The sequence below is a fragment of the Rahnella sp. BIGb0603 genome, from assembly GCF_024808755.1.
In the GTDB taxonomy this organism is placed as follows: Bacteria; Pseudomonadota; Gammaproteobacteria; order Enterobacterales; family Enterobacteriaceae; genus Rahnella; species Rahnella contaminans.
Genome location: NZ_JANUEX010000004.1, coordinates 282,708 through 309,471 on the forward strand (window position 1 = coordinate 282,708; position 26,764 = coordinate 309,471).

General features: G+C 53.0%; 24 protein-coding genes. 7 read left to right on the top strand and 17 right to left on the bottom strand.

The annotated features are described in order from the left end of the window. The first annotated feature begins 101 nt into the window (after positions 1-101). Genes ppdD through hofC form a run of 3 tightly spaced genes read left to right on the top strand, consistent with a single transcriptional unit; the run spans position 102 to position 3,261 of the window. Complete coding sequence (gene ppdD / locus M2403_RS12690; RefSeq protein WP_152325114.1) at positions 102-551, top strand: prepilin peptidase-dependent pilin; 450 nt, start codon at positions 102-104, stop codon at positions 549-551. Beyond that, positions 548-2,044 (top strand): type II secretion system protein GspE, encoded by a 1,497-nt coding sequence (gene gspE, locus M2403_RS12695; protein WP_152325115.1) that lies wholly within the window; start codon positions 548-550, stop codon positions 2,042-2,044. The genes ppdD and gspE overlap by 4 nt, the downstream gene beginning before the upstream one ends. Beyond that, positions 2,041-3,261: a protein transport protein HofC gene (hofC, locus tag M2403_RS12700; RefSeq protein WP_152325116.1), complete on the top strand. Its 1,221-nt coding sequence runs from the start codon at positions 2,041-2,043 to the stop codon at positions 3,259-3,261. The genes gspE and hofC overlap by 4 nt, the downstream gene beginning before the upstream one ends. A 61-nt stretch (positions 3,262-3,322) precedes the next feature. On the opposite strand, the gene M2403_RS12705 is transcribed toward hofC, so the two are convergent. Then, complete coding sequence (locus M2403_RS12705; protein ID WP_165059016.1) at positions 3,323-4,366, bottom strand: GMP reductase; 1,044 nt, start codon at positions 4,364-4,366, stop codon at positions 3,323-3,325. Positions 4,367-4,608: 242 nt separating this feature from the next. Between M2403_RS12705 and coaE the strand changes: the two genes are divergently transcribed. The 3 genes from coaE to yacG are packed head-to-tail and all read left to right on the top strand — an operon-like array spanning position 4,609 to position 6,196. Then, a complete protein-coding gene (gene coaE / locus M2403_RS12710) occupies positions 4,609-5,238 on the top strand; it encodes a dephospho-CoA kinase (protein WP_208950006.1) in 630 nt (209 codons plus the stop codon). Continuing rightward, the gene (gene zapD / locus M2403_RS12715; protein ID WP_152325119.1) at positions 5,231-5,983 is read left to right on the top strand and encodes a cell division protein ZapD; all 753 of its coding nucleotides are present in this window, start codon (positions 5,231-5,233) and stop codon (positions 5,981-5,983) included. The genes coaE and zapD overlap by 8 nt, the downstream gene beginning before the upstream one ends. Positions 5,984-5,992: 9 nt before the next feature. Further along, positions 5,993-6,196, top strand: coding sequence for a DNA gyrase inhibitor YacG (gene yacG, locus M2403_RS12720; RefSeq protein WP_152325120.1), 204 nt, complete (start codon positions 5,993-5,995; stop codon positions 6,194-6,196). 79 nt (positions 6,197-6,275) lie between these two features. Here yacG and mutT read toward each other — a convergent pair whose 3' ends face one another. The 3 genes from mutT to secM form a co-directional block, all read right to left on the bottom strand. Next, on the bottom strand, positions 6,276-6,677 hold the full coding sequence (gene mutT / locus M2403_RS12725; protein ID WP_208950007.1) for an 8-oxo-dGTP diphosphatase MutT: 402 nt from the start codon (positions 6,675-6,677) through the stop codon (positions 6,276-6,278). Positions 6,678-6,789: 112 nt separating this feature from the next. After that, complete coding sequence (secA, locus tag M2403_RS12730) at positions 6,790-9,507, bottom strand: preprotein translocase subunit SecA (RefSeq protein WP_152325122.1); 2,718 nt, start codon at positions 9,505-9,507, stop codon at positions 6,790-6,792. An 80-nt stretch (positions 9,508-9,587) separates the two neighbouring features. Further along, positions 9,588-10,115, bottom strand: a complete 528-nt coding sequence (gene secM / locus M2403_RS12735) for a secA translation cis-regulator SecM (protein ID WP_152325123.1) — start codon at positions 10,113-10,115, stop codon at positions 9,588-9,590. Positions 10,116-10,141: 26 nt separating this feature from the next. Here secM and M2403_RS12740 point away from each other — a divergent pair, with 26 nt between their 5' ends. Continuing rightward, the gene (locus M2403_RS12740; protein ID WP_152325124.1) at positions 10,142-10,666 is read left to right on the top strand and encodes a DUF721 domain-containing protein; all 525 of its coding nucleotides are present in this window, start codon (positions 10,142-10,144) and stop codon (positions 10,664-10,666) included. 15 nt (positions 10,667-10,681) lie between these two features. Here the strand turns inward: M2403_RS12740 and lpxC are convergent, their stop codons facing one another. From lpxC to M2403_RS12805, 13 genes are all read right to left on the bottom strand, one after another. Continuing rightward, positions 10,682-11,599 carry a UDP-3-O-acyl-N-acetylglucosamine deacetylase gene (gene lpxC / locus M2403_RS12745; RefSeq protein ID WP_152325125.1) on the bottom strand — a complete coding sequence of 306 codons (918 nt, stop codon included), beginning with the start codon at positions 11,597-11,599 and terminating at the stop codon, positions 10,682-10,684. A 98-nt stretch (positions 11,600-11,697) separates the two neighbouring features. Then, positions 11,698-12,852, bottom strand: coding sequence for a cell division protein FtsZ (gene ftsZ, locus M2403_RS12750; RefSeq protein ID WP_013577005.1), 1,155 nt, complete (start codon positions 12,850-12,852; stop codon positions 11,698-11,700). A gap of 71 nt (positions 12,853-12,923) precedes the next feature. Then, positions 12,924-14,180, bottom strand: a complete 1,257-nt coding sequence (gene ftsA, locus M2403_RS12755) for a cell division protein FtsA (protein ID WP_009634688.1) — start codon at positions 14,178-14,180, stop codon at positions 12,924-12,926. Continuing rightward, positions 14,177-15,016 (bottom strand): cell division protein FtsQ, encoded by an 840-nt coding sequence (gene ftsQ / locus M2403_RS12760; RefSeq protein WP_152325126.1) that lies wholly within the window; start codon positions 15,014-15,016, stop codon positions 14,177-14,179. Before ftsQ ends, ftsA begins: the two co-directional genes overlap by 4 nt. 1 nt (position 15,017) lies before the next feature. Beyond that, a complete protein-coding gene (locus M2403_RS12765; RefSeq protein WP_259229426.1) occupies positions 15,018-15,938 on the bottom strand; it encodes a D-alanine--D-alanine ligase in 921 nt (306 codons plus the stop codon). Further along, positions 15,931-17,406: a UDP-N-acetylmuramate--L-alanine ligase gene (gene murC, locus M2403_RS12770; protein ID WP_152325128.1), complete on the bottom strand. Its 1,476-nt coding sequence runs from the start codon at positions 17,404-17,406 to the stop codon at positions 15,931-15,933. The genes M2403_RS12765 and murC overlap by 8 nt, the downstream gene beginning before the upstream one ends. Before the next feature lie 78 nt (positions 17,407-17,484). Beyond that, positions 17,485-18,552: an undecaprenyldiphospho-muramoylpentapeptide beta-N-acetylglucosaminyltransferase gene (gene murG / locus M2403_RS12775; RefSeq protein WP_208950008.1), complete on the bottom strand. Its 1,068-nt coding sequence runs from the start codon at positions 18,550-18,552 to the stop codon at positions 17,485-17,487. Further along, the gene (gene ftsW / locus M2403_RS12780; protein WP_370530255.1) at positions 18,549-19,751 is read right to left on the bottom strand and encodes a cell division protein FtsW; all 1,203 of its coding nucleotides are present in this window, start codon (positions 19,749-19,751) and stop codon (positions 18,549-18,551) included. Before ftsW ends, murG begins: the two co-directional genes overlap by 4 nt. 5 nt (positions 19,752-19,756) lie before the next feature. Then, positions 19,757-21,073, bottom strand: a complete 1,317-nt coding sequence (murD, locus tag M2403_RS12785) for a UDP-N-acetylmuramoyl-L-alanine--D-glutamate ligase (RefSeq protein WP_259229427.1) — start codon at positions 21,071-21,073, stop codon at positions 19,757-19,759. A gap of 2 nt (positions 21,074-21,075) precedes the next feature. Beyond that, entirely contained in the window at positions 21,076-22,158 is a 1,083-nt protein-coding gene (gene mraY / locus M2403_RS12790) for a phospho-N-acetylmuramoyl-pentapeptide-transferase (protein WP_152325132.1), read from the bottom strand. Next, entirely contained in the window at positions 22,152-23,513 is a 1,362-nt protein-coding gene (murF, locus tag M2403_RS12795) for a UDP-N-acetylmuramoyl-tripeptide--D-alanyl-D-alanine ligase (protein WP_259229428.1), read from the bottom strand. The genes mraY and murF overlap by 7 nt, the downstream gene beginning before the upstream one ends. Continuing rightward, complete coding sequence (gene murE / locus M2403_RS12800) at positions 23,510-24,997, bottom strand: UDP-N-acetylmuramoyl-L-alanyl-D-glutamate--2,6-diaminopimelate ligase (protein WP_165058999.1); 1,488 nt, start codon at positions 24,995-24,997, stop codon at positions 23,510-23,512. The genes murF and murE overlap by 4 nt, the downstream gene beginning before the upstream one ends. After that, positions 24,984-26,747 (bottom strand): peptidoglycan glycosyltransferase FtsI, encoded by a 1,764-nt coding sequence (locus M2403_RS12805; protein ID WP_152325135.1) that lies wholly within the window; start codon positions 26,745-26,747, stop codon positions 24,984-24,986. Before M2403_RS12805 ends, murE begins: the two co-directional genes overlap by 14 nt. Positions 26,748-26,764: the final 17 nt, after the last annotated feature.

The following is a 26,764-nucleotide window of genomic DNA, read 5'->3' on the forward strand; positions in this document are numbered from 1 at the left end:
AGGCATCCTGGAAAACTCACCAAAGGCACTGGCAGAAATTTTCTCCCCCATTTAGTTTGCTGCCGAGCAACAACCCAGCAGCCTCACAAATGGAGAACGCCATGCAACGGCAACAAGGATTTACCCTCATTGAACTGATGGTCGTGATCGCAATAATTGCGATTCTGAGCGCCATTGGTATTCCCGCTTACCAAAGTTACATCCAGAAAGCCGCAATGACCGACATGCTGCAAACCATGGTGCCGTATAAAACCGGTGTCGAGCTGTGCGTCATTGATACCGGCTCATTAAGCAGCTGCAATGCAGGCAACGAAGGTATTCCGGCAGTCGCCACCAGCCGTTATGTCAGTAAAACGCAGGTCACTGCAGGCGTGATTTCACTGACCGGCCAGCAGGCACTCAATGGGCTAAGCGTCGTCATGACCCCCTCTGTAGATGCTCAGGCCGGCGGCATTATCTGGAACCGCACCTGCACCAGCGCCGGCAATGCCGCAATGGTAGAAGCCTGCGAAAGCGTTTTCCGTTTTGATACCACGGGAGCCGTAAAATGACCGATATCCCGCTCAATCCTGTTTCACCAACAGATAGCCAAAGGCAGCACAGCGATGCCTCGCTGGACGCCCTTTGTCAGCGTTACAAAGCCATCATTGTGCATCGCGATAAACAGACGATCCGCGTTGCCTGTCATGAAGCGGAAGCTGAGACAGAAACGCTGAGTAACGTGCTGCGCTTTGCCAGCGGATTGAAAGTTCAGGTGGAACGCTGGCCGCAGGCCAGAATGGAACAACACAAGGAAAAGAGCCCGGCGAATGTGAAGCAGGAATCCGCCACCGGGGAGCAATCCCCGTCATCAGGAACCCCTGAAGATAATGCGCTGAATGACCAAAGCGATGCACCGGTGGTGAACGTCCTCAACCAGATTCTGCGGCAGGCAATCAGCCGCAGGGCGTCGGATATCCATTTTGAACCCTACGAAAACAGTTTCCGCGTACGGGTGAGAATTGACGGCGTGTTGCAGGAAATCCCCGGTCCTGAATTTTCGATGGCAGCGGGTGTTTGCGCGCGGCTGAAAATCATGGGGCAACTTAACGTCGCCGAGCGTCGCTTGCCGCAGGACGGCCAGCTTTCCGTCATGCTGCAAAATCAGCGTTATTCCATGCGCGTCTCTTCCCTGCCTACCCTGCATGGTGAAAAAATCGTTCTGAGGATCCTGCACATGACCCAGCAGGATCTGGCGATGTCTCAGTTAGGCTTCACGCTGCGCGATTTGGAATACTTTAAAGCCGCGCTCAAGCATCCGCAGGGGCTGATCCTCGTGACAGGGCCGACAGGCAGCGGCAAAACGGTGACACTTTACAGCGGATTGCGCCATCTCAACGCCATCTCACGCAATATCAGCAGCGTTGAAGATCCGGTTGAAATCCCAGTCAGTGGCATCAATCAAACGCAGATCAACAGCAAGACGGATCTGAGTTTTGCCAGCGTTCTGCGTGCATTGTTGCGACAGGATCCGGATGTGATCATGGTCGGCGAAATTCGTGATAGAGAAACGGCTGAGATCGCCGTTAAAGCCGCACAGACTGGCCATCTGGTGCTTTCCACGCTGCATACCAACTCAACGTGTGAAACACTGACCCGTCTGCGGCAGATGGGCATTGAAGGTTTCCATATCGCAGCCAGTTTGCGTCTGGTCATTGCCCAAAGGTTGGTGCGAAAACTGTGCCCGCACTGCCGGAAGCCACATCTGTCCCTGGTCGTAAACGGGCCGGACGGCAACAGCGGGCCCGCGCCAATGTGGCGGGCAGCGGGCTGCAATCAATGCTTTTCCGGCTATTACGGCAGGATGGGGATTTACGAAATACTGAACATCACTCCCCGGCTCCAGCAGGCACTGGTGGCCGATGCCAGTGTCAGCGAGCTGAGTAAAATCGCCCGTGAACAGGGGCAAAAGACATTACAGGAAGCGGGAATGTTGCTGGTTGAACAAGGTATCACCTCACTTGAAGAGCTTTATCGGGTGACCGGAGAAGGTCATTGCGCATGAGTGAAACGCCAGTGATCGCTCCAAAATGGCGGCTTTTTCACTGGCAGGCTATTGATACTCAGGGAAACATCCAGCAAGGCGATGCCATTGAGATAACCAAAGACAGCATTTATCAGCAACTTTTTGTTGCGGGTTTACAACCACTGAAGATCACAATGATCCGGCGCCTGACATCCGGTTATTGGAAAAATCAGGAGCGTATTTCCGTTGTCAGGCAACTCGCTACACTGCTACAGGCCGGATTGCCGCTGGTCAGCAGCCTGACGCTGCTGGCAAACGAACATCCGAAACCCGCCTGGCACTGCGTTTTGCATAACGTGGCGAAAGGCGTCAGGGAAGGCAAACCGTTATCGGCTATGCTGAGTGCTTACCCTGACGTTTTCCCGCCGATTTACCGGCAACTCGTTTCTATCGGCGAGCTGACCGGTCAGTTAGACCAATGCTGTTTGCAACTGGCGGCGCAACAGGAACAACAGGCGGAACTGAAAGCGAAAGTGAAAAAGGCGCTGCGCTATCCGCTGATTGTCAGCGTCATCGCTACCTTCGTCACACTGTTAATGCTGACGCTGGTTCTGCCGGAGTTTGCGAAAATCTATGCCACCTTTGATGCGCAGTTACCCTGGTTTACCCGTATGCTGATCGGTGTTTCCGACGTGCTGGTCAGCTCAGGGCCATGGCTGACCGGTATTGTCTCGTGTTGTTGTTTTGGCTATCAGCAAAAGTTGCATCCGCACATTCGCTGGAAGTTGCGCGAACAAAAGCTGCTTTTGCGATTGCCACTGACTTCACGGCTGGTCACTGATAGTTGCCTCAGTCAGGTTTTTCAAACGCTGGCGATGACACAACGCGCCGGAATGACACTGATTTCCGGGCTGACTGCCGCGTCGGCATCTGTGTCAAACTTACATTTCCAGACAGCTCTCGACGTGATTCGCGAAAAAATTATGCAGGGGACGCCATTACATAAAGCGTTTCAGGGCTCACCGCTGTTTCCTGCGTTATGTCAGCAGTTGATAAAAATCGGTGAGGAATCAGGAACGCTCGATGAGCTGTTACTTAAGCTGGCGCAGTTGCATAACAACAAGGCAAATTCGCTGGCGGATACGTTATCTCAAACGATTGAGCCAGTACTGATGGCAGTGATGGGCGTGATTGTTGGAGGATTAGTGATTGCGATGTACTTGCCCATTTTTCAGCTGGGTTCGGTGATGGGATGACGATGGCACGGGGAAAATAATTGCGGCGAAAGCGTATTTCGCCGCGGATAATTTTACCAATTTATTTGCTGCCGAACAGGCGGTTTTCCTGCTCTGCGACACGAATAAAGGTAGTACGTTTGGTCAGTTCTTTGAGACGTTCTGCGCCGACATAGGTACAGGCAGAACGCAGGCCGCCAAGAACGTCACGAACGGTATTTTCGACCGGTCCGCGCAAAGGCAGTTTTACAGTTTTGCCTTCCGCAGCGCGATATTCGGCGACACCGCCAACGTGGCGTTTCATTGCCGATTCTGAGCTCATACCGTAGAAGAGCATGAATTTTTCACCATTTTCTTCAACGACAGTACCTTCACATTCTTCGTGTGCTGCCAGCATACCGCCAAGCATCACGAAGTCTGCGCCGCCGCCGAAAGCTTTCGCCACATCCCCGGGAACGGCACAACCGCCATCACTGACGATTTGTCCGCCCAGCCCGTGAGCAGCATCCGCACATTCGATAACGGCAGAAAGTTGCGGATAGCCAACACCGGTTTTCACACGCGTGGTACACACAGAACCCGGGCCGATACCGACTTTAACGATATCTGCGCCAGAAAGAATTAACTCTTCAACCATTTCGCCTGTGACCACGTTACCGGCGCAAATGACTTTGTCCGGGCAGGCCTGACGAACGCGTTGCAGAAAACCGACGAAGTGTTCGGAATAGCCGTTAGCCACGTCAAGGCAGACAAATTTCAGCAGCGGAGAAAGCGCGAGGATTTGCAGTGTTTTAACAAAATCAGCTTCCGACGTGCCAGTCGACACCATCACATTTTTTAATACTGACTCTTCAGCGGAGGTGATGAAAGCCTGCCATTGCTCAACGCTGTAATGCTTATGCACCGCCGTCAGCAAACCAAAAGACGCCAGTACCGTCGCCATGCGGAAAGTACCCACAGTGTCCATATTGGCAGCAATAATCGGCGTGCCTGACCAACTGATACCGGAGTGTTTGAATGTGAACGTGCGCTCAAGTTCAACTTCGGAGCGGCTTTTGAGGGTAGAACGTTTAGGGCGGATGAGTACGTCTTTAAAACCTAACTTCAAATCTTCTTCAATACGCATGACGGCTTTGTCCTGGTTTGGCGACGGATCGCTAGGGCGTACAACAAATTTTAGACACCCTTTCCAGTGGTTTTATCATACACAGGAAAATGACAACGGCAAGGATGCTTTTACAACAGACATCACAGACTTTTGATTGCGTTGGCGAATAATTTTTCGCATCAAAAACCAAGACGACCTTGGCTTGCACTTACTCATAATCTCTTTATCATTTACCTAACTAATTTTATCAGAGCGCCAGTATGAGCTATATCGTTGCATTGACCGGAGGTATCGGAAGCGGCAAAAGTACCGTTGCCGAAAGCTTCAGCCGTCATGGCGTAAGCATTGTCGATGCAGATATTATTGCCCGTCAGGTTGTAGTTCCGGGTGAACAGGCTCTGGAAGAGCTGGGCAAACGATTTGGCAAAAGTATCATTCTTGACGATGGCTCACTGAATCGCCCGGCGTTACGGGAACGTATTTTTAGTAATCCGCTTGAAAAAGAATGGGTTAATAAATTATTACACCCTATTATTCACGCCCGGACACAGCACCTTATTGCGCAAGCCGATACGCCTTACGTGCTTTGGGTAGTGCCGTTACTGATTGAAAACGGATTGCAAACGCAGGCTGATCGCGTTTTGGTGGTGGACGTCGAGCCACAAATTCAGCTTTCCCGCACCATGTTGCGCGACGGCATTGACCGCCATCAGGCTGAAAGTATTATTGCCGCGCAGGTGAGCCGTGAAAAACGCCTGGCCTGCGCGGATGACATTATTGATAACAGCGGAGATCCTCAAACGATCGAACCGCGTGTTGCCCAATTACATCGCTGCTATCTGAAACTGGCAGCGGGCGAAAACAGACAGGATATTGCCAAGCATGACTGATGTAGCTGCAACCGTTCTTTTTGAACATCCTCTGAATGAAAAAATGCGTACCTGGTTGCGTATCGAATTCCTGCTACAGCAGATGCACGCGAATGCACAAATTACTGCTGCGGCTTCAGCCCTTCTGTTCTTCCGCACCGCGTCTGATTTACTCGACGTGCTGGAGCGCGGAGAAGTCCGCACCGATTTGCTGAAAGAACTGGAACGCCAGCAACAGAAATTATCCCAATGGCAGGATGTTCCTGGGGTAGATGCGTCGCGAATTGACGGATTGCGTGCCGAACTGAAACAGTGCGCTTCCGTATTGATGAAAGCACCGCGAATCGGTCAGGCGCTGAAAGAAGATCGTCTGATTGCTTTGGTTCGTCAGCGTCAGAGTATTCCCGGTGGTTGCTGTAGTTTTGATTTGCCGACGCTTCATATCTGGCTTCATCTGGCTCAATCTCAGCGCGACAGCGAAGTCCAGAACTGGCTTGAAACACTGGCGCCACTCAACAACTCACTCACGATGGTGCTGGGTTTAATTCGCCAGTCCGGCGCTTTTCGTAATCAAATCAGCCTGAATGGTTTTTTCCAAGATAACGCAGAAGGTGCAGATCTGTTACGCTTGCGCCTCTCGTTGGAAAACCTGCTTTATCCGCAAGTTTCCGGGCACAAAACCCGTTATGCCATCCGCTTCTTACCGTTAGACAGCGAGCATGGCGTGGTTCCGGCACGACTGAATTTTGAACTTGCCTGCTGCTAGGAGTTGCAAATGGATCCTGAAATTATTGAAGTAAATTGCCCGACGTGTAACAAGACGGTGGTCTGGGGCGAAGAAAGTCCTTACCGTCCTTTTTGTTCCAAGCGCTGCCAGCTTATCGATCTCGGTGAGTGGGCCGACGAAGAGAAACGCATTCCGAGCAAAGGGGATGTGAATGATCTGGATGACTGGAGCGAAGAAGAGATTTCACACTGACATCTGTAAGATGTCGCATTTAGCAAATGTTAAAAAGGGGCGTGGCCCCTTTTTTGTGGGCGCCCTGATGCTCAGAAAATCAGAATTCGTTGTTTTTTAAGGCGCTTACGACAGCTTCGTTGGCGGGAGGAAATTCTTCCGCTTTCAGATCTGACTGCTTAACCCAGCGCTTCGGTTGCCCTTCTTTTCCATATGGCTCGCCCTGCCACTCTTCAACCAGAAAGAAGTAAAGCATGATAATGCGATCCGGAAATCTGTGTTCAAGCGTTTTCAGCAAAACAGGTGCTTTCGCCTCAATGCCCACTTCTTCCTGCAACTCGCGAATAACAGCCTGCTCAGGCGTTTCACCCGCTTCTATTTTACCGCCCGGAAATTCCCAGAACCCCGCCATGTGTGAAGACGCATCACGTTGAGTAATAAAGATTTCTTTACCAGAATTCCGGATAATACCGGCTGCGATATTCAGCTGTTTAAGCGTCACTTTTCCACCTATTGACTGACTATAATGACTGTCTTATATAAGGATTTTTACACAAAAATAAAGGCGGTGATTAGCCGCCTTTAAGATTAACACGATGACTTAGCCTGAGATCTTACTTTTGCAGGCGGCCATGGCATTGTTTGTATTTCTTACCGGAACCACATGGGCAGAGATCGTTACGGCCGACTTTACGCTCGCCAGATGCGGCAAGACGTGCAGCTTCAGCCACTTCAATTTCTTGCTGATCCTGATGGCTCAGCTGCTGCTGACGGGCCAGATGTTCGGCTTCTTCGCGGCGCTGAATTTCCATTGCTTCGATTTCTTCAGGCATACGAACCTGAACTTTGCTCAGCACGCTGACCACTTCGTATTTCAGTGATTCCAGCATGGCGGCAAACATAGCAAAGGATTCGCGTTTGTATTCCTGCTTAGGATCTTTCTGCGCATAACCCCGTAAATGGATGCCCTGACGCAAGTAGTCCATCGCGGCCAGATGCTCTTTCCATAGGGAATCAAGCGTTTGCAGCATCACGCCTTTCTCGAAGTTACGCATCATTTCTGCGCCAACCACTTCTTCTTTACGGGCGTAAGATTCTTTCGCGATTTCCATAATACGTTCGCGCAGGGTTTCTTCATGCAATTCAGGCTCTTTATCCAGCCATTCTGCAATCGGCATTTCCAGCTCGAAATCTTGTTTCAGGCGATCCTGAAGACCCTGAACATCCCACATTTCTTCCAGAGACTGCGGCGGAATGTAGCTGTCGATAGTTGCTTTGAACACGTCCTCACGGATGCTGGCGATAGTTTCACTGACATCAGACACGTCCAGTAATTCGTTACGCTGGCTGTAGATCGCACGACGCTGATCGCTGGCGACATCATCGTATTCCAGCAATTGCTTACGAATATCAAAGTTACGGCTTTCAACTTTACGCTGAGCATTGGCAATCGCTTTGGTCACCCAAGGATGCTCAATCGCTTCGCCCGGTTTCATACCCAATTTACGCATCATGCTCGACACACGGTCAGACGCAAAGATACGCATCAGGGCATCTTCCATAGACAGATAGAAGCGTGATGAACCGGCGTCACCCTGACGGCCTGCACGGCCGCGAAGCTGGTTATCAATACGGCGTGATTCATGACGCTCAGTACCGATAATGTGCAAACCGCCGGAAGCCAGAACCGCATCGTGGCGAATCTGCCAGGCTGCTTTGATTTCTGCGATTTTCTCGTCGGTTGCTTCTTCACCGAGGTTTTCAACTTCAACCTGCCAGCTGCCGCCCAGCACGATATCGGTACCACGACCGGCCATGTTGGTTGCGATGGTTACTGCGCCTGGCTGACCAGCCTGGGCGACGATATCTGCTTCTTTGGCGTGGAACTTGGCGTTCAGTACGCTGTGCGCAATACCCGCTTTAGTCAGTTCATTGGAAACGACTTCGGATTTCTCAATCGAAATGGTACCCACCAGAACCGGCTGGCCTTTGGCAGTACACTGACGGATATCTTCGATAATCGCGCCAATTTTTTCCATTTCGGTCATGTACACCAGGTCGGCCATGTCTTTACGCACCATAGGGCGGTTCGTTGGCACAACGATGGTATCCAGTTTGTAAATGGAGCTGAATTCGAACGCTTCAGTATCCGCAGTACCGGTCATACCGGCCAGTTTTTCATACAGACGGAAGTAGTTCTGGAAAGTGATAGAAGCCAGCGTCTGGTTTTCGTTTTGAATATCAACGCCTTCTTTCGCTTCCACTGCCTGGTGCAAACCATCAGACCAGCGACGACCCTGCATGGTACGACCTGTGTGTTCGTCAACGATGATAACTTCACCGTCTTTCACGATGTAATCGACATCTCGGGTGAACAGCACGTGCGCGCGCAGTGCAGCGGTGACGTGGTGCATCAGCATAATGTTGGTCGGGGAATACAGAGATTCCCCCTCTTCCATAATGCCTGCCTCAACCAGCATCTCTTCGATCAGAACCAGACCGCGTTCGGTCAGATGAACCTGACGTGCTTTCTCATCCACGGAGAAGTGGCCTTCACCCTGGAAGGTGTCGGAATCTTCTTTTTCCTGACGGATCAGTTTAGGGATCAGTTTGTCCACGCGGGTGTACATCTCTGAGCTGTCTTCTGCCGGACCGGAAATGATCAGCGGAGTACGTGCTTCATCGATCAGGATCGAGTCAACCTCATCCACCAGCGCGTAGTGCAGTTTGCGCTGAACGCGTTCTTCAGGGCTGAAAGCCATGTTGTCGCGCAGGTAGTCAAAGCCGTATTCGTTATTTGTACCGTAAGTGATGTCGGCAGCGTAAGCAGCGCGTTTAGCCGGAGAAGGCATGCCTGGCAGGTTAATACCGATGCTCAGACCGAGGAACTCAAACAATGGACGGTTATTTTCGGCGTCACGCTGGGCTAAGTAGTCGTTGACGGTCACAACGTGAACGCCTTTACCGCTCAGTGCGTTCAGGTAAGCCGGCAGCGTTGCGGTCAGCGTTTTACCTTCACCGGTACGCATTTCCGCGATGCAGCGCTCATTCAGCACCATACCGCCGAGTAACTGGACGTCAAAGTGACGCATACCGAAGACACGCTTACTGGATTCGCGAACCACCGCAAAGGCTTCCGGGATCAGAGTCTCCAGGACTTCGCCTTTCGCCAGACGCTCACGGAACTCATCGGTTTTAGCTCGCAGTTGTTCGTCGGTCAGCTTTTGAATTTCAGGTTCCATGCGGCCGATAAGGTCCACAACTTTACGCATACGGCGCAGTGTACGATCGTTACGGCTACCAAAAACTTTGGTCAATAATTTGATTAACATGATGCTTAATATCTCTTGGAGGCCATTAAATGCAGCCACTAATTTATTGATTTATAGATAGAGTTTAAATTTACAGTCTGTTAAATCAGGAAGGCCGGGCCGGCACGAATGCCTTGCACCTGTGCTAACCACAGTCCGGTTTGATGCGATGAAGAGAAATTCAGGAAAGGTTGTTGCGTGTGACGGATGATAACAGGCGGTTTGGACTCATGCGTCAGTAATGCATTCAGGGTCACCAGCAGCGCAAGTTGCTGTACGTGAAGAGGTTCTGCTTGCTGTGCGACAATTTCAGGTTGAGCCGCGGTGTAAACCACCTGCGGTGCCAGCGCAAAAGAAAGATGACGGATGACCGTGCGCAGTGCATGCTGCTGCCAGTAATCCACACCGAAAGACGGGCGGCGATTTGCCTGGAGCAACGCGAGGTTACTCAGCCCTGTACTGCCGATGTTAAGTCGGTTTAGACTTGAGGACGTATTGGGAACCGCAGGCAGTTCCGTTTGCGAGAGGTTCGTTGACACGCCAAGGCTCGCCGCTACCATCCCCAACAGGAGATGCGGCCAAAAATACCTTCTGCCAAATTGTCGCCAACGATTTAGAATACCAATCACAAGTTTACAATCCGCCGGAGCCCATCATGCGCGATAGCCGCCCACAATTATTAGATATCCTGTTCGATGATGCCTCTTCCACAGAGCAAAGCCCGCTGCGTATTGTTCAACAGCGTGCTGCGGCGTTATTAAAACTTAACCGCGCAGTGAAAGGTCTGTTACCGGCGCCCATGCAACCATGGTGTCGTGTCGGTAATTATCGACAGGGAGTTTTAGTACTTGAGATAGCTAATGCCAGCTGGATGATGCGCTTACGCTATGAACAACCCGCATTACTCTCTGCACTTCGAGCGCAAATTCTACCATCATTGTCGTCAATCGACATCAGGATTAATCCTTCGCTTATGGCGAAAATGGAAAATGCGTCGCAGATTGCGGTTAAAAATAAAGCGATCGCATCTGAATCGATGCCGGTCAGACATTTGAGTGCGCAGAGTGCGGAAGAATTACGGGGACTGGCGAGCCGTAGCCCGGAAAAACTCAGAAAGGCATTAGAACGACTGGCTGAATTGGCCGGAGAGGGTGCCAAAACAACCAGTCGTAATAAGTAATGATATCAGTACCGATTACGCCAATACTGTGGAAGGTGCTTTAAAAGCCAGAGGCATTTCAGCTTCATCCTGGAAGGTTACTAATTCCCAGGCTTCCTGCTTAGCCAATACCGCTTGCAATAACTTGTTGTTCAACGCATGGCCAGACTTGAATGCGGTAAACGCACCAATGATGTTATGCCCACACATGAACAGGTCACCGATAGCATCGAGCATTTTGTGACGAACGAACTCATCTTCAAAACGCAGGCCATCTTCGTTAAGCACACGGTAATCATCCACAACAATCGCGCAATCAAAGCTGCCACCCAGGCACAAACCACGTGACTGCAGGTACTCGATATCACGCATAAAACCAAAAGTACGTGCGCGGCTGATTTGGCGAACAAATGCTTCTGCGGAGAAGTTCATTTTGTAACGCTGTGAACTGGAATCAATCGCCGGGTGATTAAAGTCGATAGTGAAGTCCAGAGAGAAACCATTGAATGGTTTGAACTCCGCCCACTTATCACCGTCTTCAACACGCACAGTTTCTTTGATGCGCAGAAATTTCTTCGCGCTGTTCAGTTCTTCGATCCCAGCGTCCATCAACAGATAGACGAAAGGCGCGGCGCTACCGTCCATAATCGGCACTTCAGGCGCATCGACTTCGATAACAATGTTATCAATGCCCAGACCCGCTAATGCCGCATTAAGGTGTTCAACCGTAGAAATGCGTACGTCATGCTCATTGACCAGGCAAGTACAGAGCATGGTATCACGCACGGATTTTGCATCTGCCGGGAAATCAACCGGTGGATTCAAGTCAGTGCGACGATAGATGACCCCGGTATTTGCCGGTGCAGGACGCAGAGTCAGGGTGACTTTCTTGCCGGTATGCAAACCGACGCCCGTCGCCTGAACGATACGTTTTAATGTACGTTGTTTGATCATCGTATTTATCTCGCAATGTTATCCATCCAACCGACCTAAGCTTACCTTAAGATCGGTGAGACAGTTTAGCACAAAGAGCGGAGATCCTACAATTCGGACTAGTCTGCCTGCTTACGCAGGAAGGCCGGGATGTCCAAATAGTCGGGCTCTTTATTAGATTGCGCGCTTTGATCATTCACCACTTTAGCCGCTGGCTTGGTTTCCTGCGGCAACGGAGACATCCCGTGCTGCTGGTAACGGTGATCCATCACTGGCTGGCTGGCTGGCTTGTTGGTCACCAAAGTGATCTCAGGACGTTTGTCCATGCCGATGCCGGTCGCAACCACGGTAACACGCAGTTCGTCATTCATTTCCGGGTCAAGGGAAGTACCGATAACTACGGTGGCGTTGTCAGAAGCGAAAGCACGGATAGTGTTACCCACAGTTTCGAATTCATCCAGACGCAGGTCGAAGCCCGCTGTAATGTTGACCAGTACGCCGCGCGCGCCGGACAAGTCGATGTCTTCCAGCAACGGGCTGGAGATCGCCATTTCAGCCGCTTCTTCAGCACGGTCTTCACCACATGCCACGCCGGAACCCATCATGGCATAACCCATTTCGGACATTACGGTGCGCACATCAGCAAAGTCGACGTTCATCAGACCCGGACGGGTGATCAGCTCTGCGATACCCTGTACCGCACCTTTCAGCACGTCATTGGCCGCACCGAAAGCGTCCAGCAGAGAGATACCGCGACCCAGAACTTTCAACAGTTTGTCGTTCGGGATAGTGATCAGGGAGTCCACATGCTTGGACAGCTCAGCGATACCCTGCTCCGCGAATGCCATACGCTTCTTGCCTTCAAAGTTGAAAGGCTTAGTCACGACAGCAACGGTCAGAATACCCAAATCTTTTGCAACTTCAGCTACCACTGGCGCAGCACCGGTACCGGTACCGCCGCCCATGCCCGCTGCGATAAAGACCATGTCAGCACCTTCAAGCGCAGCGCGCAGGGCTTCACGGTCTTCTTCTGCAGAATTGCGACCCACTTCAGGGTTCGCGCCAGCACCCAGACCTTTGGTAATACCGCTACCGATCTGAATTGTCTGGCCTACAGCCGTTTTACGCAACGCCTGGGCGTCTGTGTTAACGGCAAAGAATTCAACACCTTCGATGCGCTCACGCACCATGTGTTCGACAGCGTTACCGCCGCCACCGCCGACGCCGATGACTTTAATCACCGCGTCGTTGGTCAGTTCCATAGGTTCAAACATAGTTTCTCTCCGTTTTGTGCCTGTCGCGTCGGGATCAAAAACCATAACAGCATGATCCCGTTGTTAAAACATTAAAACTCTTTTCTCAGCCAGCTGTTGATTCTTTTGAACCAGTTGCCCACTGAGGCGCGTTTTTCCACTTCGGCCTCACCGCTCAGGTGAGACTCTTTTCCATAGTGCAGCAGCCCTACAGCCGTTGAGTAGTAAGGTTCCTGCGCATAATCTGTCAGCCCTGTGATGTTCAGAGGTTGCCCGATACGCACCTGGGTATGAAATACCCGCTGCGCACAAGCTGCCAGACCATCAATTTGTGCTGCGCCGCCTGTCAAAACAATACCTGCGGCCAGATGATGTTTTACGCCTTGCTGACGTAACTGCTCCTGCAATTGCAAAATTTCGTCGTTCACTAGATTCAGCAATTCTGTATAACGAGGCTCGATGACTTCAGCCAATGTCTGACGTTGCAGACTGCGCGGAGGGCGTCCGCCTACGCTCGGCACTTCGACGTTTTCGTCTTTGCCGACAATCGAACCTAATGCACAACCGTGGCGAACCTTGATAGCTTCGGCATCGGTCGGTGGCGTTCCAAACGCATAAGCGATGTCGCTGGTGACCACGTTCCCTGCATAAGGGATAACCTTAGTATGACGTAGTGCGCCGCCGGTATAAACCGCGATATCCATGGTTCCACCACCAATATCAACGACACAGACTCCTAATTCGCGCTCATCTTCGGTCAGAACCGCATAACTGGCAGCCAGACCGGCAAAAATCAGCTGGTCAACTTTCAGGCCACAGCGTTCAACCGCTTTCACAATGTTCTTCGCCATATCGTTATGGCAGGTAATCAGGTGAACTTTTGCCTGCATACGCACGCCGGAAAGTCCGACAGGGTTTTTGATCCCTTCCTGATAATCAATGGCGTATTCCTGAGGGATCACATGCAGAACACGATGTTCGTCACGTACGCGTACCGACTTCGCGGTATGCACAACGTTCTCTACATCTTCCTGCGTGACTTCCTCTTCTGAAATAGGAACCATCCCTATTTCATTCTGGCAACTGATATGTTTACCAGACAAAGCAAGGTAAACAGAGGAAATCTGGCAATCCGCCATCAGTTCAGCCTGATCGATGGCGCGCTGTACGCACTTCACCACCGATTCCAGATCATTCACGCCACCCTTGTCCATGCCCCGGGACGGGCAACTGCCCACACCGATAATATTGACCATGCCATCGGGCAGAACTTCCCCCACCAATGCGGCGACTTTTGCCGTACCGATTTCCAGCCCAACTACCAGTTTTCTGTCCGTCGACTTGATCATTGTTGTTTAGCCTGTGCCTGATTCTGTTGCTGATTACTGTTTTGCTGGTCAATAAACTCCGGAGCCCAACCTACCGACGCACCGCTGTCATAACGTAAATCGACATACGTAATGCGTTTTTTATCGGCTTCAGCCTGTTGCTGGAATCGCGGGTAAAGCTCGATAAAACGTTGTAAACGCCCCATCCGGTCATCTCTCCCCAATTCCAGCCGGACGTCGCTATCCAGAGTTAACTGCCACGAGTGACGCGCACTCATTGCTACTGCCTTCAGCGTGAATTTCCCGGCGGCCAGCGCCTGGCTCATCGTTTGAAAGCCCTGCAAAACATCCTGTTCGCTGCCTTCCGGACCGTAAAGCAACGGCATTTTCTGTTTGACCACACGTTCAGCGGGTATGCTGAATGATTTACCATCGGCATCAACCATATGCAGATCATTCCAGTGTGCGACCGGCACATACTCCACCAGGTGAATCTTCAATTCATTCGGCCATTGCTTGCGGACGCTGACCTGTTTTATCCAGGGTAAACGTTCAATCTGCTGCTGAATGACGTTTACATCCTGCGTCATGAACGTTCCCGGTGCCCCTAAGGACAGAATCGCCTGACGAATATCATCGTTGGTCGTGTAATGACGTTCTCCCGTAACCACAAGCTGAGACAACGGCAACCGGTTCGCATCCTGCATCCAGCCAATAACGGCCCACGCACTCCATAAAATAGTTCCTACCACCAATAGCAAGAACACAATCCCTGCCAGCTGGCCACCGTTACTGCGACGGCCGCTGTTGCTCTCGGCCGTCTCACGCTCTCGGGTATTCAGGGCGGCTTGAGACATATCAGTCAGCCAAAGCCAGAATACGGAAAACGAGTTGCGGGAAGCTCAGCCCGGAATGTTTAGCCGCCATCGGCACTAAGCTGTGGCTGGTCATTCCTGGCGAAGTATTCACTTCCAGCAAATTAAAGCTGCCGTCACCATCCTGCATCACGTCAACACGCCCCCAGCCACTGCAATCGAGTGCCTGATAAGCCTGCAAGGCCAGCGCAGATAACTGTTTTTCCTGCTCCTCGCTTAAACCGCTCGGGCAAAAATACTGTGTTTCGTCAGAAAGATACTTCGCCTGATAGTCATAAAACGTTCCGGCTGGCTGGATGCGGATTGATGGCATAACCTGATCGCCCACGATAGCTACCGTGTATTCCGGGCCACTTAACCACTTTTCAATCAGTACGTTATCGTCATGACGGAAGCCTTCCTGCAGGGCTGGCAACAACTCTTTTTCCGTTGTCACTTTGCTCATGCCGACGCTCGAACCTTCGCGGCTCGGTTTGACGATAACCGGCAGGCCTAATTCGGCGATTCTTGCCGCCAGAGCGCCCTGCCCTGCTTCTTCAATTTGTGAACGATGCAACGTCACAAACGGGGCAACCGGCAAACCCAGCGCCTGCCACACCAGTTTGGTGCGGAATTTATCCATGGTCAGCGCGGAAGCCATCACGCCGCTGCCGGTATACGGCAGGCCGATTTGCTCGAGCAATCCTTGCAACGTACCGTCTTCACCGCCGCGGCCATGCAGCGCGATAAAGACTTTGCTGAACCCTTCTTCTTTAAGAAGCGCCACGTTGAATGTTTTGGTGTCGATGCCATGCACATCCACACCTGATTCGCGTAAACCTGCCAGCACGGCAGCGCCGGACTGCAATGACACATCGCGTTCTGCGGAAGTACCACCCAACAATACTGCTACTTTCTCAGACATGATGTTCTTCACCTTTTTTCACTGGCTGCAACTTTTGATCAGCCAATTTTCGGGCCACTTTGCCAACGTTACCGGCACCCTGCACCAGCACTAAATCGTCACCTTCGAGGATCTGCGCCAGACTTTCAGGTACTGCGTCAATATCAGAAACCAGGATAGGATCCAGCTTGCCTCGCGCACGAATGGTACGGCATAACGAGCGGCTGTCGGCACCCGGAATTGGCGCTTCACCGGCCGGGTAAACGTCGAGCATGATCAGCACATCGACCTGAGACAGCACATTCGCGAAGTCGTCGTACAAATCGCGGGTACGCGTGTAACGGTGAGGCTGGAAAATCATCACCAGACGCTTGTTCGCCCAGCCCGCGCGCGCAGCTTTGATTGTCGCATCCACTTCTGTCGGATGGTGACCGTAGTCATCAACCAGCATTGCGCTTCCGGTTTTTCCGTTTACATTTTCCAGCGCGTAATCGCCCAGGAAATCAAAACGACGTCCCGTTCCCTGGAAGCCTTCCAGCGCACGCAAAATTGCGTCATCGCTGATACCTTCATCTGTCGCAACAGCAACGGCCGCAGCGGCATTCAGGGCGTTATGTCGGCCCGGTGCGTTCAGGGTTACGCTGATCAGCGGCAGATCCTGACGACGTATCGTAAAGTGCCCCTGCGCGCCAACCTGACGGTAATTTTCGATAATGACATCCGCATCTTCGCTGAAACCGTAGGTCGTCATATGGCGGCCTACACGCGGGATCAGCTCACGGATCACCGGATCATCAATACACATCACCGCACGTCCGTAGAACGGCAGGTTGTGCAGGAAATTTACAAACGTCTGTTTCAGGTTTTCAAAATCGCCCTGATACGTATCCATGTGATCCGCTTCGATGTTGGTCACAATCGCCACCATCGGTTGCAGATGCAGGAACGACGCATCGCTTTCATCCGCTTCTGCAATCAGAAAACGGCTGGAACCCAGACGCGCATGTGTTCCGGCTGCTTTAACCAGTCCGCCGTTTACGAAAGTCGGGTCCAGCCCGGCTTCTGCGTAAATGCTGGTGACCATCGCCGTGGTCGTGGTTTTACCGTGTGTCCCTGCCACGGCGATACCGTGACGAAAACGCATCAGCTCGGCAAGCATTTCCGCGCGACGGATAACCGGGATGCGCGCTTCACGGGCAGCAACAATTTCCGGGTTATCGGAAGAGATTGCCGTCGAAACCACCACCACGCTGGCATCCAGCACATTCTCCGGGCGGTGATTGAAATAAATTGTCGCGCCCAGTGCAGTCAGTTGCTGAGTGACCGCGTTCGGCGCTAAGTCAGAACCGCTAATCTGATAGCCTTCATTGGCCAACACTTCGGCGATACCACCCATGCCGGCACCACCGATGCCAACAAAGTGAATGTGCCGGACACGATGCATCTCGGGCACGAAGGTACGCAGTTTCGCCAATTGTTGTGTATTCACGTTTTTATTCACTATTTCAGGTTACTGATTAATCCGTTTCTTACGGCTGGGACCACGCTTCGCATGGCCCGTTCAATTTCATTTTTTACTGGCGGCAACCACTTCTGCGGCTACACGTTCTGTCGCATCAGGAATGGCGGCGGCACGCGCAGCTCTTGCCATTTCTATCAGATGGGTTCTGTCCCATCCGGCCATCAGGTCAGCGACGGCGGCGGCACTAAAATCTTTCTGCTCAATAATCTTTGCAGCACCGGCTTTTTCAAGCGGCAATGCGTTCCAGTACTGCTGGCGGTCTTTATGCTGGAATGGCACAAAAATGGCTGGCAAACCTGCGGCAGCAATTTCACTGACCGTTAACGCGCCGGAGCGGCATACCACCACATCCGCCCAGGCATAAGCCGCTGCCATGTCATCAATGAATTCGGTCACTTTATGCTGAGTCTGACCGGCTTTTTCGTAAGCCTGATTCACGGACTCCAGCGCGCCTTTACCGACCTGATGCCACAACGTAATTTTTTCGCCCATCAGCGCTGCCACTTCCGGCATGGTCTGATTCAGTACACGCGCGCCCTGACTTCCGCCAATGACCAGCACACGGATTGGTCCCTCGCGCCCGGCCAGACGGGTTTGCGGTAATTCCAGCGCCAGCACATCGGTGCGCACCGGATTACCGACCACGGCCGCATTCGGGAATGCGCCGGGAAACGCCTGTAATACTTTTTTGGCAATGTGCGACAAACCGCGATTGGTCATGCCCGCAATACCATTTTGTTCATGCAGCACCACCGGAATACCCAGTGACCATGCCGCCAGACCGCCGGGGCCGGAAACGTAACCGCCCATACCTAAAACCACATCAGGCTGGAAGCGCTTCATGATGGCTTTCGCCTGGCGCCAGGCATGATATATGCGAACAGGGGCAGTGAGTTGCGCTTTCAGACCTTTCCCACGTAATCCTGAGATTTTAATGAAATCAATCTCGATGCCATTCTTTGGCACCAAATCCGCTTCCATTCGGTCTGCGGTGCCCAGCCAGCGAACTTCCCAGCCTTGCGCCATAAGATGATGTGCGACGGCCAGACCGGGGAAAACGTGCCCGCCGGTACCGCCTGCCATCACCATCAAACGCCGGGTATTGCCACTCATCGGGCGCTCCTTACAAACGCCTGGGCTTTTGCCAGACGCGTTTCAAAATCCACTCGCAGCAATAACACGATTGCCGTCGACATAATTAACAGACTCGAACCACCGTAACTGATGAGCGGTAAGGTCAGACCTTTCGTTGGTAGCATCCCCGCAGCGGCCCCGACGTTAACCAGCGCCTGGAAGCTGAACCACACGCCAATTGAGCAGGCCAAAAATCCGGAAAAACGCTGGTCAATCTCCAGTGCGCGACGCCCGATGGACATGGCGCGAAAAGCGACGAAGAATACCATCAACAAAGCCAAAACCACACCGAAATACCCCAATTCTTCACCCAAAATGGAGAAGATAAAGTCGGTATGCGCTTCCGGTAAATACTCCAGTTTCTGCACCGAATTCCCGAGCCCCTGGCCCCAGAATTCACCGCGACCAAACGCCATCAGTGACTGGGTTAACTGGTAGCCACTGCCAAACGGATCGGCCCACGGATTCCAGAACGACGTTACGCGGCGCATACGGTACGGTTCGGCCAGAACCAGCAACACAACGGCGAAAGCACCGGACCCGATGATGGCCAGGAACTGCCACATTTTTGCCCCCGCCAGGAACAACATCGCCAGCGTGGTAATAAACAGTACTACGACGGTACCGAGGTCAGGCTGGGCCAGCAGGAGAACCGCCAGAACCACCATTACACCCATCGGTTTACAAAAACCCCAGAAGTTGCTCCGGACTTCATCAACCTTTCGCACCAGATAGCTGGCGAGATAGCAAAACAGTGACAGCTTGGAAAACTCTGCGGGCTGAATACGCAATGGCCCCAGTGAAATCCAGCGTGATGCCCCGTTAACCGAGCTCCCCACCACCAGCACAACCAGCAACATCACCACGGAAAGCAGCAGCAGAACGTTACTGTATTTCTGCCAGATCGCCATTGGTACACGCAGCGTGACCAGCGAAAGCCCGAAGGCCAGGGCAAGGTAAATCGCATCACGTTTGGCAAACAAAAACGGGTCATCAGCCAGGCGCTGGCCGATCGGCATCGAAGCCGATGTCACCATCACGAAGCCGATAATTGCCAGACCAAATGTCAGCCACAGCAGCGTCCGGTCATACAGCACCAGCGTCAGCGAGTCGTTTTCTTTCGACCCCATCACCCAGTCGTTAAATTTTCCGACGAGGCTCAGCCCCGGGATACGGATCCGCATTAACCCAGCTCCTTCGCCAGCGCAGTGAAAACATCACCGCGTTGTTCAAAACTGCGGAACTGATCAAGACTTGCGCAGGCCGGAGACAGTAAAACCATATCGCCTGACGCCACACGCGTGCTGATATCACACATCGCCTGTTCCATCGTTTCAAACAGAGAAGAAACTTCAGGACGTAAATCTGCCAGCTCCGCGCCGTCACGGCCAAAGCAGTAGATGCGCAGATTATCGCCCTGCAAATATTTCGTCAGAGGCGAGAAATCCGCAGATTTCCCGTCACCGCCCAGCAGTAGATGCAATGTACCCTCAACGTGCAGGCCGTTGAGGGCTGCTTCGGTGCTACCGACGTTGGTCGCTTTGGAATCGTTGATCCAACGGACGCCATTGTGTTGCCACGCTACCTGAAAACGGTGCGCCAGTCCGGTAAAGGTCGTCAGGGCTTTCAGGCCTGAAGCATGAGGAATGCCCACGGCATCCGCGAGTGCCAGTGCAGCCAGCGCGTTGGTATAATTGTGGCGGCCTGTCAGCGGCATTTCTTTGGTATTCAGTACTTTCTCGCCACGCACACGCAGCCAGATATCATCCTGCTGGCGTGTCAGATGGTAATCACCGACATCCACACCAAAACTCACGCAACGTTTATCAGCGCCACGCACCGGCATTGTCAGCGCATCATCAGCATTGACGACGCACAGCGCAGCGTTTTCATAAACTTTCAGTTTTGCCGCGCGATACTGCTGCAAACCAAACGGATAGCGATCCATATGATCTTCGGTCACGTTGAGGATCGTCGCGGCCGCCGCGTGCAGACTGTGCGTAGTTTCAAGCTGGAAACTGGACAGTTCGAGCACAAACAAATCGTATTCATGATCAAGCATGGTCAGTACTGGCAGACCAATGTTACCGCCCACACCGACGCGCCATCCGGCAGCTTTCGCCATTTCGCCGACCAGCGTTGTTACAGTGCTTTTACCATTAGAACCAGTGATCGCCACAATCGGCGTTTGCGTTTCGCGGCAGAACAGCTCGATATCACCGATTATTTCCACACCCTCATCGGCGGCAGCGCTCAGTGCAGGAGTCGCCAGCGCCATACCGGGGCTGGCGATAATCAGGTCCGCATCGAGCAACCAGTCTTCATTGAGCGAACCCAGATGACGTTCAATGTTATCCGCGAGTTTATCCAGTCCGGGCGGGCTGACGCGGGTATCAATAACACGCGGCGTCACGCCCCGTGCCACAAAGAAATCAACACAGGACAGGCCGGTAAGGCCCAGCCCGATGATGACCACTTTTTTACCCTGATAGTCAGCCATAATTACCGCACCTTCAGCGTCGCCAGGCCAATCAGGACCAGCATCAGCGAAATAATCCAGAAGCGCACGATGACGCGCGGTTCCGGCCAGCCTTTAAGTTCGTAGTGATGATGGATCGGCGCCATACGGAAAATGCGCTGACCACGTAACTTAAAGGACCCGACTTGCAAGATGACCGACAGTGTTTCAACCACGAACACACCGCCCATAATCACCAGTAAGAATTCCTGACGCAGCAACACGGCGATAGTCCCCAGCGCACCGCCCAGAGCCAGTGAACCGACATCACCCATGAAAACTTGAGCCGGATAGGTGTTGAACCACAGGAAGCCAAGACCGGCGCCGACAATGGCGGTACACACGATCACCAGTTCACCCGCGTGGCGAAGGTAAGGAATGTGCAGGTAGCTGGCAAAATTCATGTTACCGGTCGCCCAGGCCACCAGCGCAAAACCAGCTGCGACGAACACGGTTGGCATAATCGCCAGGCCGTCTAAACCATCGGTCAGGTTAACGGCGTTACTGGTTCCGACAATCACGAAGTAGCTCAGCAAGATATACAGCAGCCCCAGCTGCGGCATGACGTCTTTAAAGAACGGCACTACCAGCTCAGTGGCTGGCGTGTCTTTCCCGATGGCATACATCGTGAAGGCGGCGGCAAGTGCGATAACTGACTGCCAGAAGTATTTCCAGCGGGCGATCAGACCCTTGGTGTCTTTACGGACGACTTTGCGGTAGTCATCGATAAAACCGACAACACCGTAGCCCAGCAGAACAAACAGCACGCACCAGACATACGGGTTAGACGGGTAAGCCCACATCAGGACGGAAATTGTGATGGATGCCAGGATCATCAGGCCGCCCATCGTTGGCGTCCCGCGTTTACTGAAATGCGATTCCGGGCCGTCGTTACGGACAACCTGACCAAAAGACATTTTTTGCAGACGGGCAATCATCCGTGGTCCGATCCACAAAGACAGGAACAAAGCAGTCAGCAGGCTGACAATGGCGCGAAACGTCAGGTAGGAAAAGACGTTGAAGCCGGAATAATATTTGACCAAGTGTTCGGCCAGCCAAACTAGCATGTTGCATTCTCCTGTAACGCGCGTACTACCTGCTCCATTGCGGCACTACGTGAACCTTTAATCAAAACGGTAATTACCGCGTGTTCAGACAGTAAGCTCGTTAAACGGGCCGTCAGGGCTGCCTTATCCTCTAAATGCTCACCACATCCGCTGGCATCACTGATGATGCGGCTGTCGTGACCAATACTGAATACTTTATCGATACCTGCTGCACGGATCGCTTCGCCGACCTGACGGTGACAGCTTTCGCTTTCAGCGCCTAGTTCAGCCATATCGCCGACGGCCATCACGCGGTAGCCCGGCATTTCTGACAACACTTGTGCCGCTGCGGTCATTGAACCGACGTTCGCGTTATAGCTGTCGTCGAGCAGGGTTTTGCCTTCGCTAAGCGCAATCGGGAACAAACGTCCTTTGACGGATTGCAGGGTTTTCAGGCCAGCACGCACGTTTTCAAGCGAAGCGCCGACAGACAGCGCCAGCGCAGCCGCAGCCAAAGCGTTGGCAATGTTGTGGCGTCCCGGCACCGGCAACGAAACATCAATGCTGCCTTTTGGTGAATGCAGAGTGAAAGCGGTGTTCAGCGGGCTGAGTCTGACGTCGGTCGCGTTGAAATCGATGCCCTCATTTTTTGCAGAAGAGAACTGCCAGACGGTTTTACCGGTCAGTTTGTGCTGCCAGTTTGCCCAGTCATTACTCTCAGCGTTGATCACCGCGATACCGTTTTCCGGCAAACCTTCAAAAATCTCGCCTTTTGCGCGGGCAACGCCGGCCAGCGAACCAAAACCTTCAAGATGAGCCGCAGAGAGATTGTTGATCAGCGTAGTCTCAGGACGTGCCAGCGCGGTGGTATAGGCGATTTCGCCCGGATGATTTGCGCCCATCTCAATAACGGCAAAATCATGCTCTGCGGTCAGGCGCAGTAACGTCAGTGGTACACCGATGTCGTTATTGAAATTGCCTGCGGTGTACAGGACGTTACCGCACTCACGCAAAATCGCCGCGGTCATTTCTTTCACAGAAGTCTTGCCGGAGGAGCCGGTCAGGCCGACCACGCGGGCAGGAACCTGCTGGCGAACCCAGCCGCCGAGTTGACCCAGCGCAATGCGGGTGTCAGCGACAACTAACTGAGGGCCTTCCACCGGTAAGCGCTTACTTACCAGCAAAGCACCTGCTCCGGCTTTTACGGCATCAGCCGCAAAATCGTGGGCATCGAATTTTTCGCCTTTCAGCGCGACAAATAAACAGCCTTCGGTGATCTGACGGGTATCCGTCGTCACGCTGTCAATTTGTGTATCCGCGCCGACAAGTTCAGCGTTAAGCGCGTCGGCCAGAGTTTGCAGAGAAACGCGGATCATGCGATCACCCCCAGCAAACGTGCGACAGTCACCCTGTCGGAGTAATCAAGACGCTGATTTCCCACCAGCTGATAATCTTCATGGCCTTTGCCGGCAATCAGAACGACGTCGTCTTCCTGCGCCTGCATGATGGCGCTGGTCACCGCTTCCGCACGACCATGGATTTCCTGCGCACGGCCAGCATCAAGCAATCCGGCAAGAATATCCGCCACGATGGCGCGAGGCTCTTCGCTGCGCGGGTTGTCATCGGTCACAATAACGCGATCGGCGAATTGTTCGGCAATCCCACCCATCAGAGGACGTTTGCCCTTATCGCGATCGCCACCGCAACCGAACACGCACCACAGTTGCCCTTTGCAGTGCAGACGGGCAGCCGCCAGCGCTTTTTCCAGCGCATCCGGCGTATGTGCGTAATCGACAACGGCGGTCGGTTTACCCGGCGCGTTGAAGACTTCCATACGCCCGCAAACAGGTTGTAACTGGGAACCCGTCGCCAGCAATTGTGCCAGCGGATAATCAAGGGAAAGCAGAGTCGCCAGTGCAACCAGCAGATTGCTGACATTGAACGCGCCCATCAGGCGGCTCTCCAGCTTGCCTTCGCCCCAGCTTGAATCGATATTTACCGTCGCGCCGTTGTCGTGATAGTTCACGCTACGGGCAACCAGCCAGCGGCCTTTCCAGCCCGCCGGGATTTTGTCTTCCATGCTGACCGCAACAGAATCCGGGGTTTTCGCCAGCCAGCGCGCCCCGACTTCATCGTCAGCATTGATAATTTTCTGACCGACCGGATGCGAGGAGAAGAGCAGCCATTTGGCTTCTTCGTAGCTCTGCATGTCACCGTGGTAATCCAGATGATCGCGGCTCAGGTTGGTAAACGCAGCGGCAGCAAACGGCAGCGCGGCCACACGATGCTGTACCAGCCCGTGGGAAGAGACTTCCATCGCGGCGAAGGTGGCACCCTGTTTCACTAAATCAGCCAGAATATGCTGGACCTGAACGGCAGAACCGGTGGTGTTTTCCGCCGGAACCACGTTATCGAGCAGGCCATTCCCCACGGTACCCATCACCGCACTGGTTTCGCCCAGCAGCTGGCTCCACTGCGCCAGCAGTTGTGTGGTGGTGGTTTTACCGTTGGTGCCTGTCACGCCAACCAGACGCAATGATTTGCCTGGCTGCTGATAAAAACGTCCTGCCAGTTCGGAAAGCAGGACGTTGAGATCCTCAAGATATATCACCGGTACACCATGCATCTGGCAGACCGTTCCGTGCTCTTGTTCATCTTTTGCTTCGGCCACGACGGCAGCGACGCCCTGAGCAATTGCCTGGGGAATAAAACGACGCCCATCACTGGTATGGCCTGAGACCGCGACAAACAGATCGCCAGCAGCCGCAATGCGGCTGTCTAAGATCATGTCTTTTAGCGCTACTGCCGGGGCTTCACTCACCCAGGGCGCTAAGATGTCGCGCAAATTACGATCTGCCACCTGTTGCCTCTTTTTGATTATTTACTATGTCTGCATTTTCATCGGCAGTCAGCGCGTCAGGTTCAACGTTCATGGTGCGTAATACTCCGCCCATGATGGCGCCAAACACCGGTGCGGAAACGGCCCCACCGTAATACTTCCCTGCCTGCGGATCGTTAATGACGACCACCAGAGCAAATTTTGGATTGCTGGCCGGCGCAACGCCTGCGGTGTAGGCAATGTATTTATTGACGTATTTGCCATCCGGACCGACTTTCTTCGCAGTACCGGTTTTAATCGCAATACGGTAACCCTTGATAGCGGCTTTCACGCCGCCGCCGCCTGGCAACGCAACGCTTTCCATCATATGAACGACGGTGCGCACCAGAGGTTCAGGGAACACGCGTTCGCCGGAAACCGGCGGATCAACACGTGTGATCGACAACGGACGATAAATGCCCATACTGCCGATCGTGGCATAGACTCGCGCTAGCTGGAGAGGTGTCACCATTAGCCCGTAGCCGAAAGAGAAGGTGGCCCTCTCTATGTCAGACCACCGTTGTTTTTTAGGGTATAAGCCACTGCTTTCTCCAACCAGCCCCAAATTGGTTGGTTTTCCCAATCCGAATCGCGAGTAAGTGTCTACCAGCTCTGCGGACGGCATCGATAACGCCAGTCGTGAAACACCGACGTTACTCGACTTCTGCAAGATACCCGTCACGGAAAGCTCCGCGTAACGGGCCACATCTTTAATCTCATGACCGTTGATCCGGTACGGCAGCGTATTGAGCACGCTGTTCTCACGAACCACGCCATTTTTCAACGCGGTCATGACGACCATCGGTTTAACGGTAGAACCCGGTTCGAAAATGTCAGTAATCGCGCGGTTACGCATCACGTCTTTCGGCGTATCCGGCATGTTGTTCGGGTTATAGGACGGACTATTAGCCATCGCCAGCACTTCACCCGTTTGCACATCGACCAATACCGCAGTGCCGGATTCCGCTTTGTTGAAAGCCACGGCGTTATTCAGCTCGCGATACACCAGCGCTTGCAGACGTTCATCAATGCTCAGCGCCAGATTATGTGCAGCCTGGCTGTCGACGGTGGAGATGTCTTCAATAACGCGGCCAAAACGGTCTTTACGGATGGTACGTTCACCTGGTTTACCCGTCAGCCAGCGGTCAAAACTCTTCTCAACGCCTTCAATGCCTTCGCCGTCAATGTTGGTGACGCCAATAACGTGCGACGTAACCTGCCCGGCCGGATAATAGCGACGGGATTCCTGACGCAGGGAAATACCCGGCAGCTTGAGTTTATGGACATATTCGCCAACGGCCGGATTAACCTGACGCGCCAGATACACAAAGCGGCCTTTAGGATTTGCATTGATACGTGCTGAAAGCTGATCGAGCGGCATGTTCAGCGCGTCGGCCAGTGCTTTCCATTTCGTATCAACCGTGATACCACCGCGATCGTTAATTTCTTTCGGGTCGGCCCAGATCGCATTGACCGGAACGCTCACTGCCAGGGGACGGCCTGAACGGTCGGTGATCATGCCGCGAGATGTTGGGATGGTCTGGACGCGCAGGGAACGCAAATCCCCTTCTTTGACCAGCCTGTCAGGGTTAATGACTTGCAGATAAGCCACACGCAACATCAGGCCAACCAGAGCCAGAAGGATACAGGCGCACAACAACGCAAAACGCCAGCTGATAAAGCTGGCTTGATCTTCGGGACGCTTTAACTTCGCGGTGCGTGTTGCTTTCATTAGCTGCCTGTATTCTC

Coding starts and splice junctions, on each gene's coding strand:
- ftsQ (WP_152325126.1), bottom strand. CDS start 15,016: ATGTCTCAAGCCGCCCTGAATACCCGAGAGCGTGAGACGGCCGAGAGC.
- mraY (WP_152325132.1), bottom strand. CDS start 22,158: ATGCTAGTTTGGCTGGCCGAACACTTGGTCAAATATTATTCCGGCTTC.
- yacG (WP_152325120.1), top strand. CDS start 5,993: ATGGATCCTGAAATTATTGAAGTAAATTGCCCGACGTGTAACAAGACG.
- M2403_RS12740 (WP_152325124.1), top strand. CDS start 10,142: ATGCGCGATAGCCGCCCACAATTATTAGATATCCTGTTCGATGATGCC.
- ppdD (WP_152325114.1), top strand. CDS start 102: ATGCAACGGCAACAAGGATTTACCCTCATTGAACTGATGGTCGTGATC.
- murD (WP_259229427.1), bottom strand. CDS start 21,073: ATGGCTGACTATCAGGGTAAAAAAGTGGTCATCATCGGGCTGGGCCTT.
- M2403_RS12765 (WP_259229426.1), bottom strand. CDS start 15,938: ATGTCTGAGAAAGTAGCAGTATTGTTGGGTGGTACTTCCGCAGAACGC.
- M2403_RS12705 (WP_165059016.1), bottom strand. CDS start 4,366: ATGCGTATTGAAGAAGATTTGAAGTTAGGTTTTAAAGACGTACTCATC.
- murF (WP_259229428.1), bottom strand. CDS start 23,513: ATGATCCGCGTTTCTCTGCAAACTCTGGCCGACGCGCTTAACGCTGAA.
- M2403_RS12805 (WP_152325135.1), bottom strand. CDS start 26,747: ATGAAAGCAACACGCACCGCGAAGTTAAAGCGTCCCGAAGATCAAGCC.
- gspE (WP_152325115.1), top strand. CDS start 548: ATGACCGATATCCCGCTCAATCCTGTTTCACCAACAGATAGCCAAAGG.
- hofC (WP_152325116.1), top strand. CDS start 2,041: ATGAGTGAAACGCCAGTGATCGCTCCAAAATGGCGGCTTTTTCACTGG.
- ftsA (WP_009634688.1), bottom strand. CDS start 14,180: ATGATCAAGTCGACGGACAGAAAACTGGTAGTTGGGCTGGAAATCGGT.
- ftsZ (WP_013577005.1), bottom strand. CDS start 12,852: ATGTTTGAACCTATGGAACTGACCAACGACGCGGTGATTAAAGTCATC.
- coaE (WP_208950006.1), top strand. CDS start 4,609: ATGAGCTATATCGTTGCATTGACCGGAGGTATCGGAAGCGGCAAAAGT.
- lpxC (WP_152325125.1), bottom strand. CDS start 11,599: ATGATCAAACAACGTACATTAAAACGTATCGTTCAGGCGACGGGCGTC.
- murG (WP_208950008.1), bottom strand. CDS start 18,552: ATGAGTGGCAATACCCGGCGTTTGATGGTGATGGCAGGCGGTACCGGC.
- zapD (WP_152325119.1), top strand. CDS start 5,231: ATGACTGATGTAGCTGCAACCGTTCTTTTTGAACATCCTCTGAATGAA.
- secA (WP_152325122.1), bottom strand. CDS start 9,507: ATGTTAATCAAATTATTGACCAAAGTTTTTGGTAGCCGTAACGATCGT.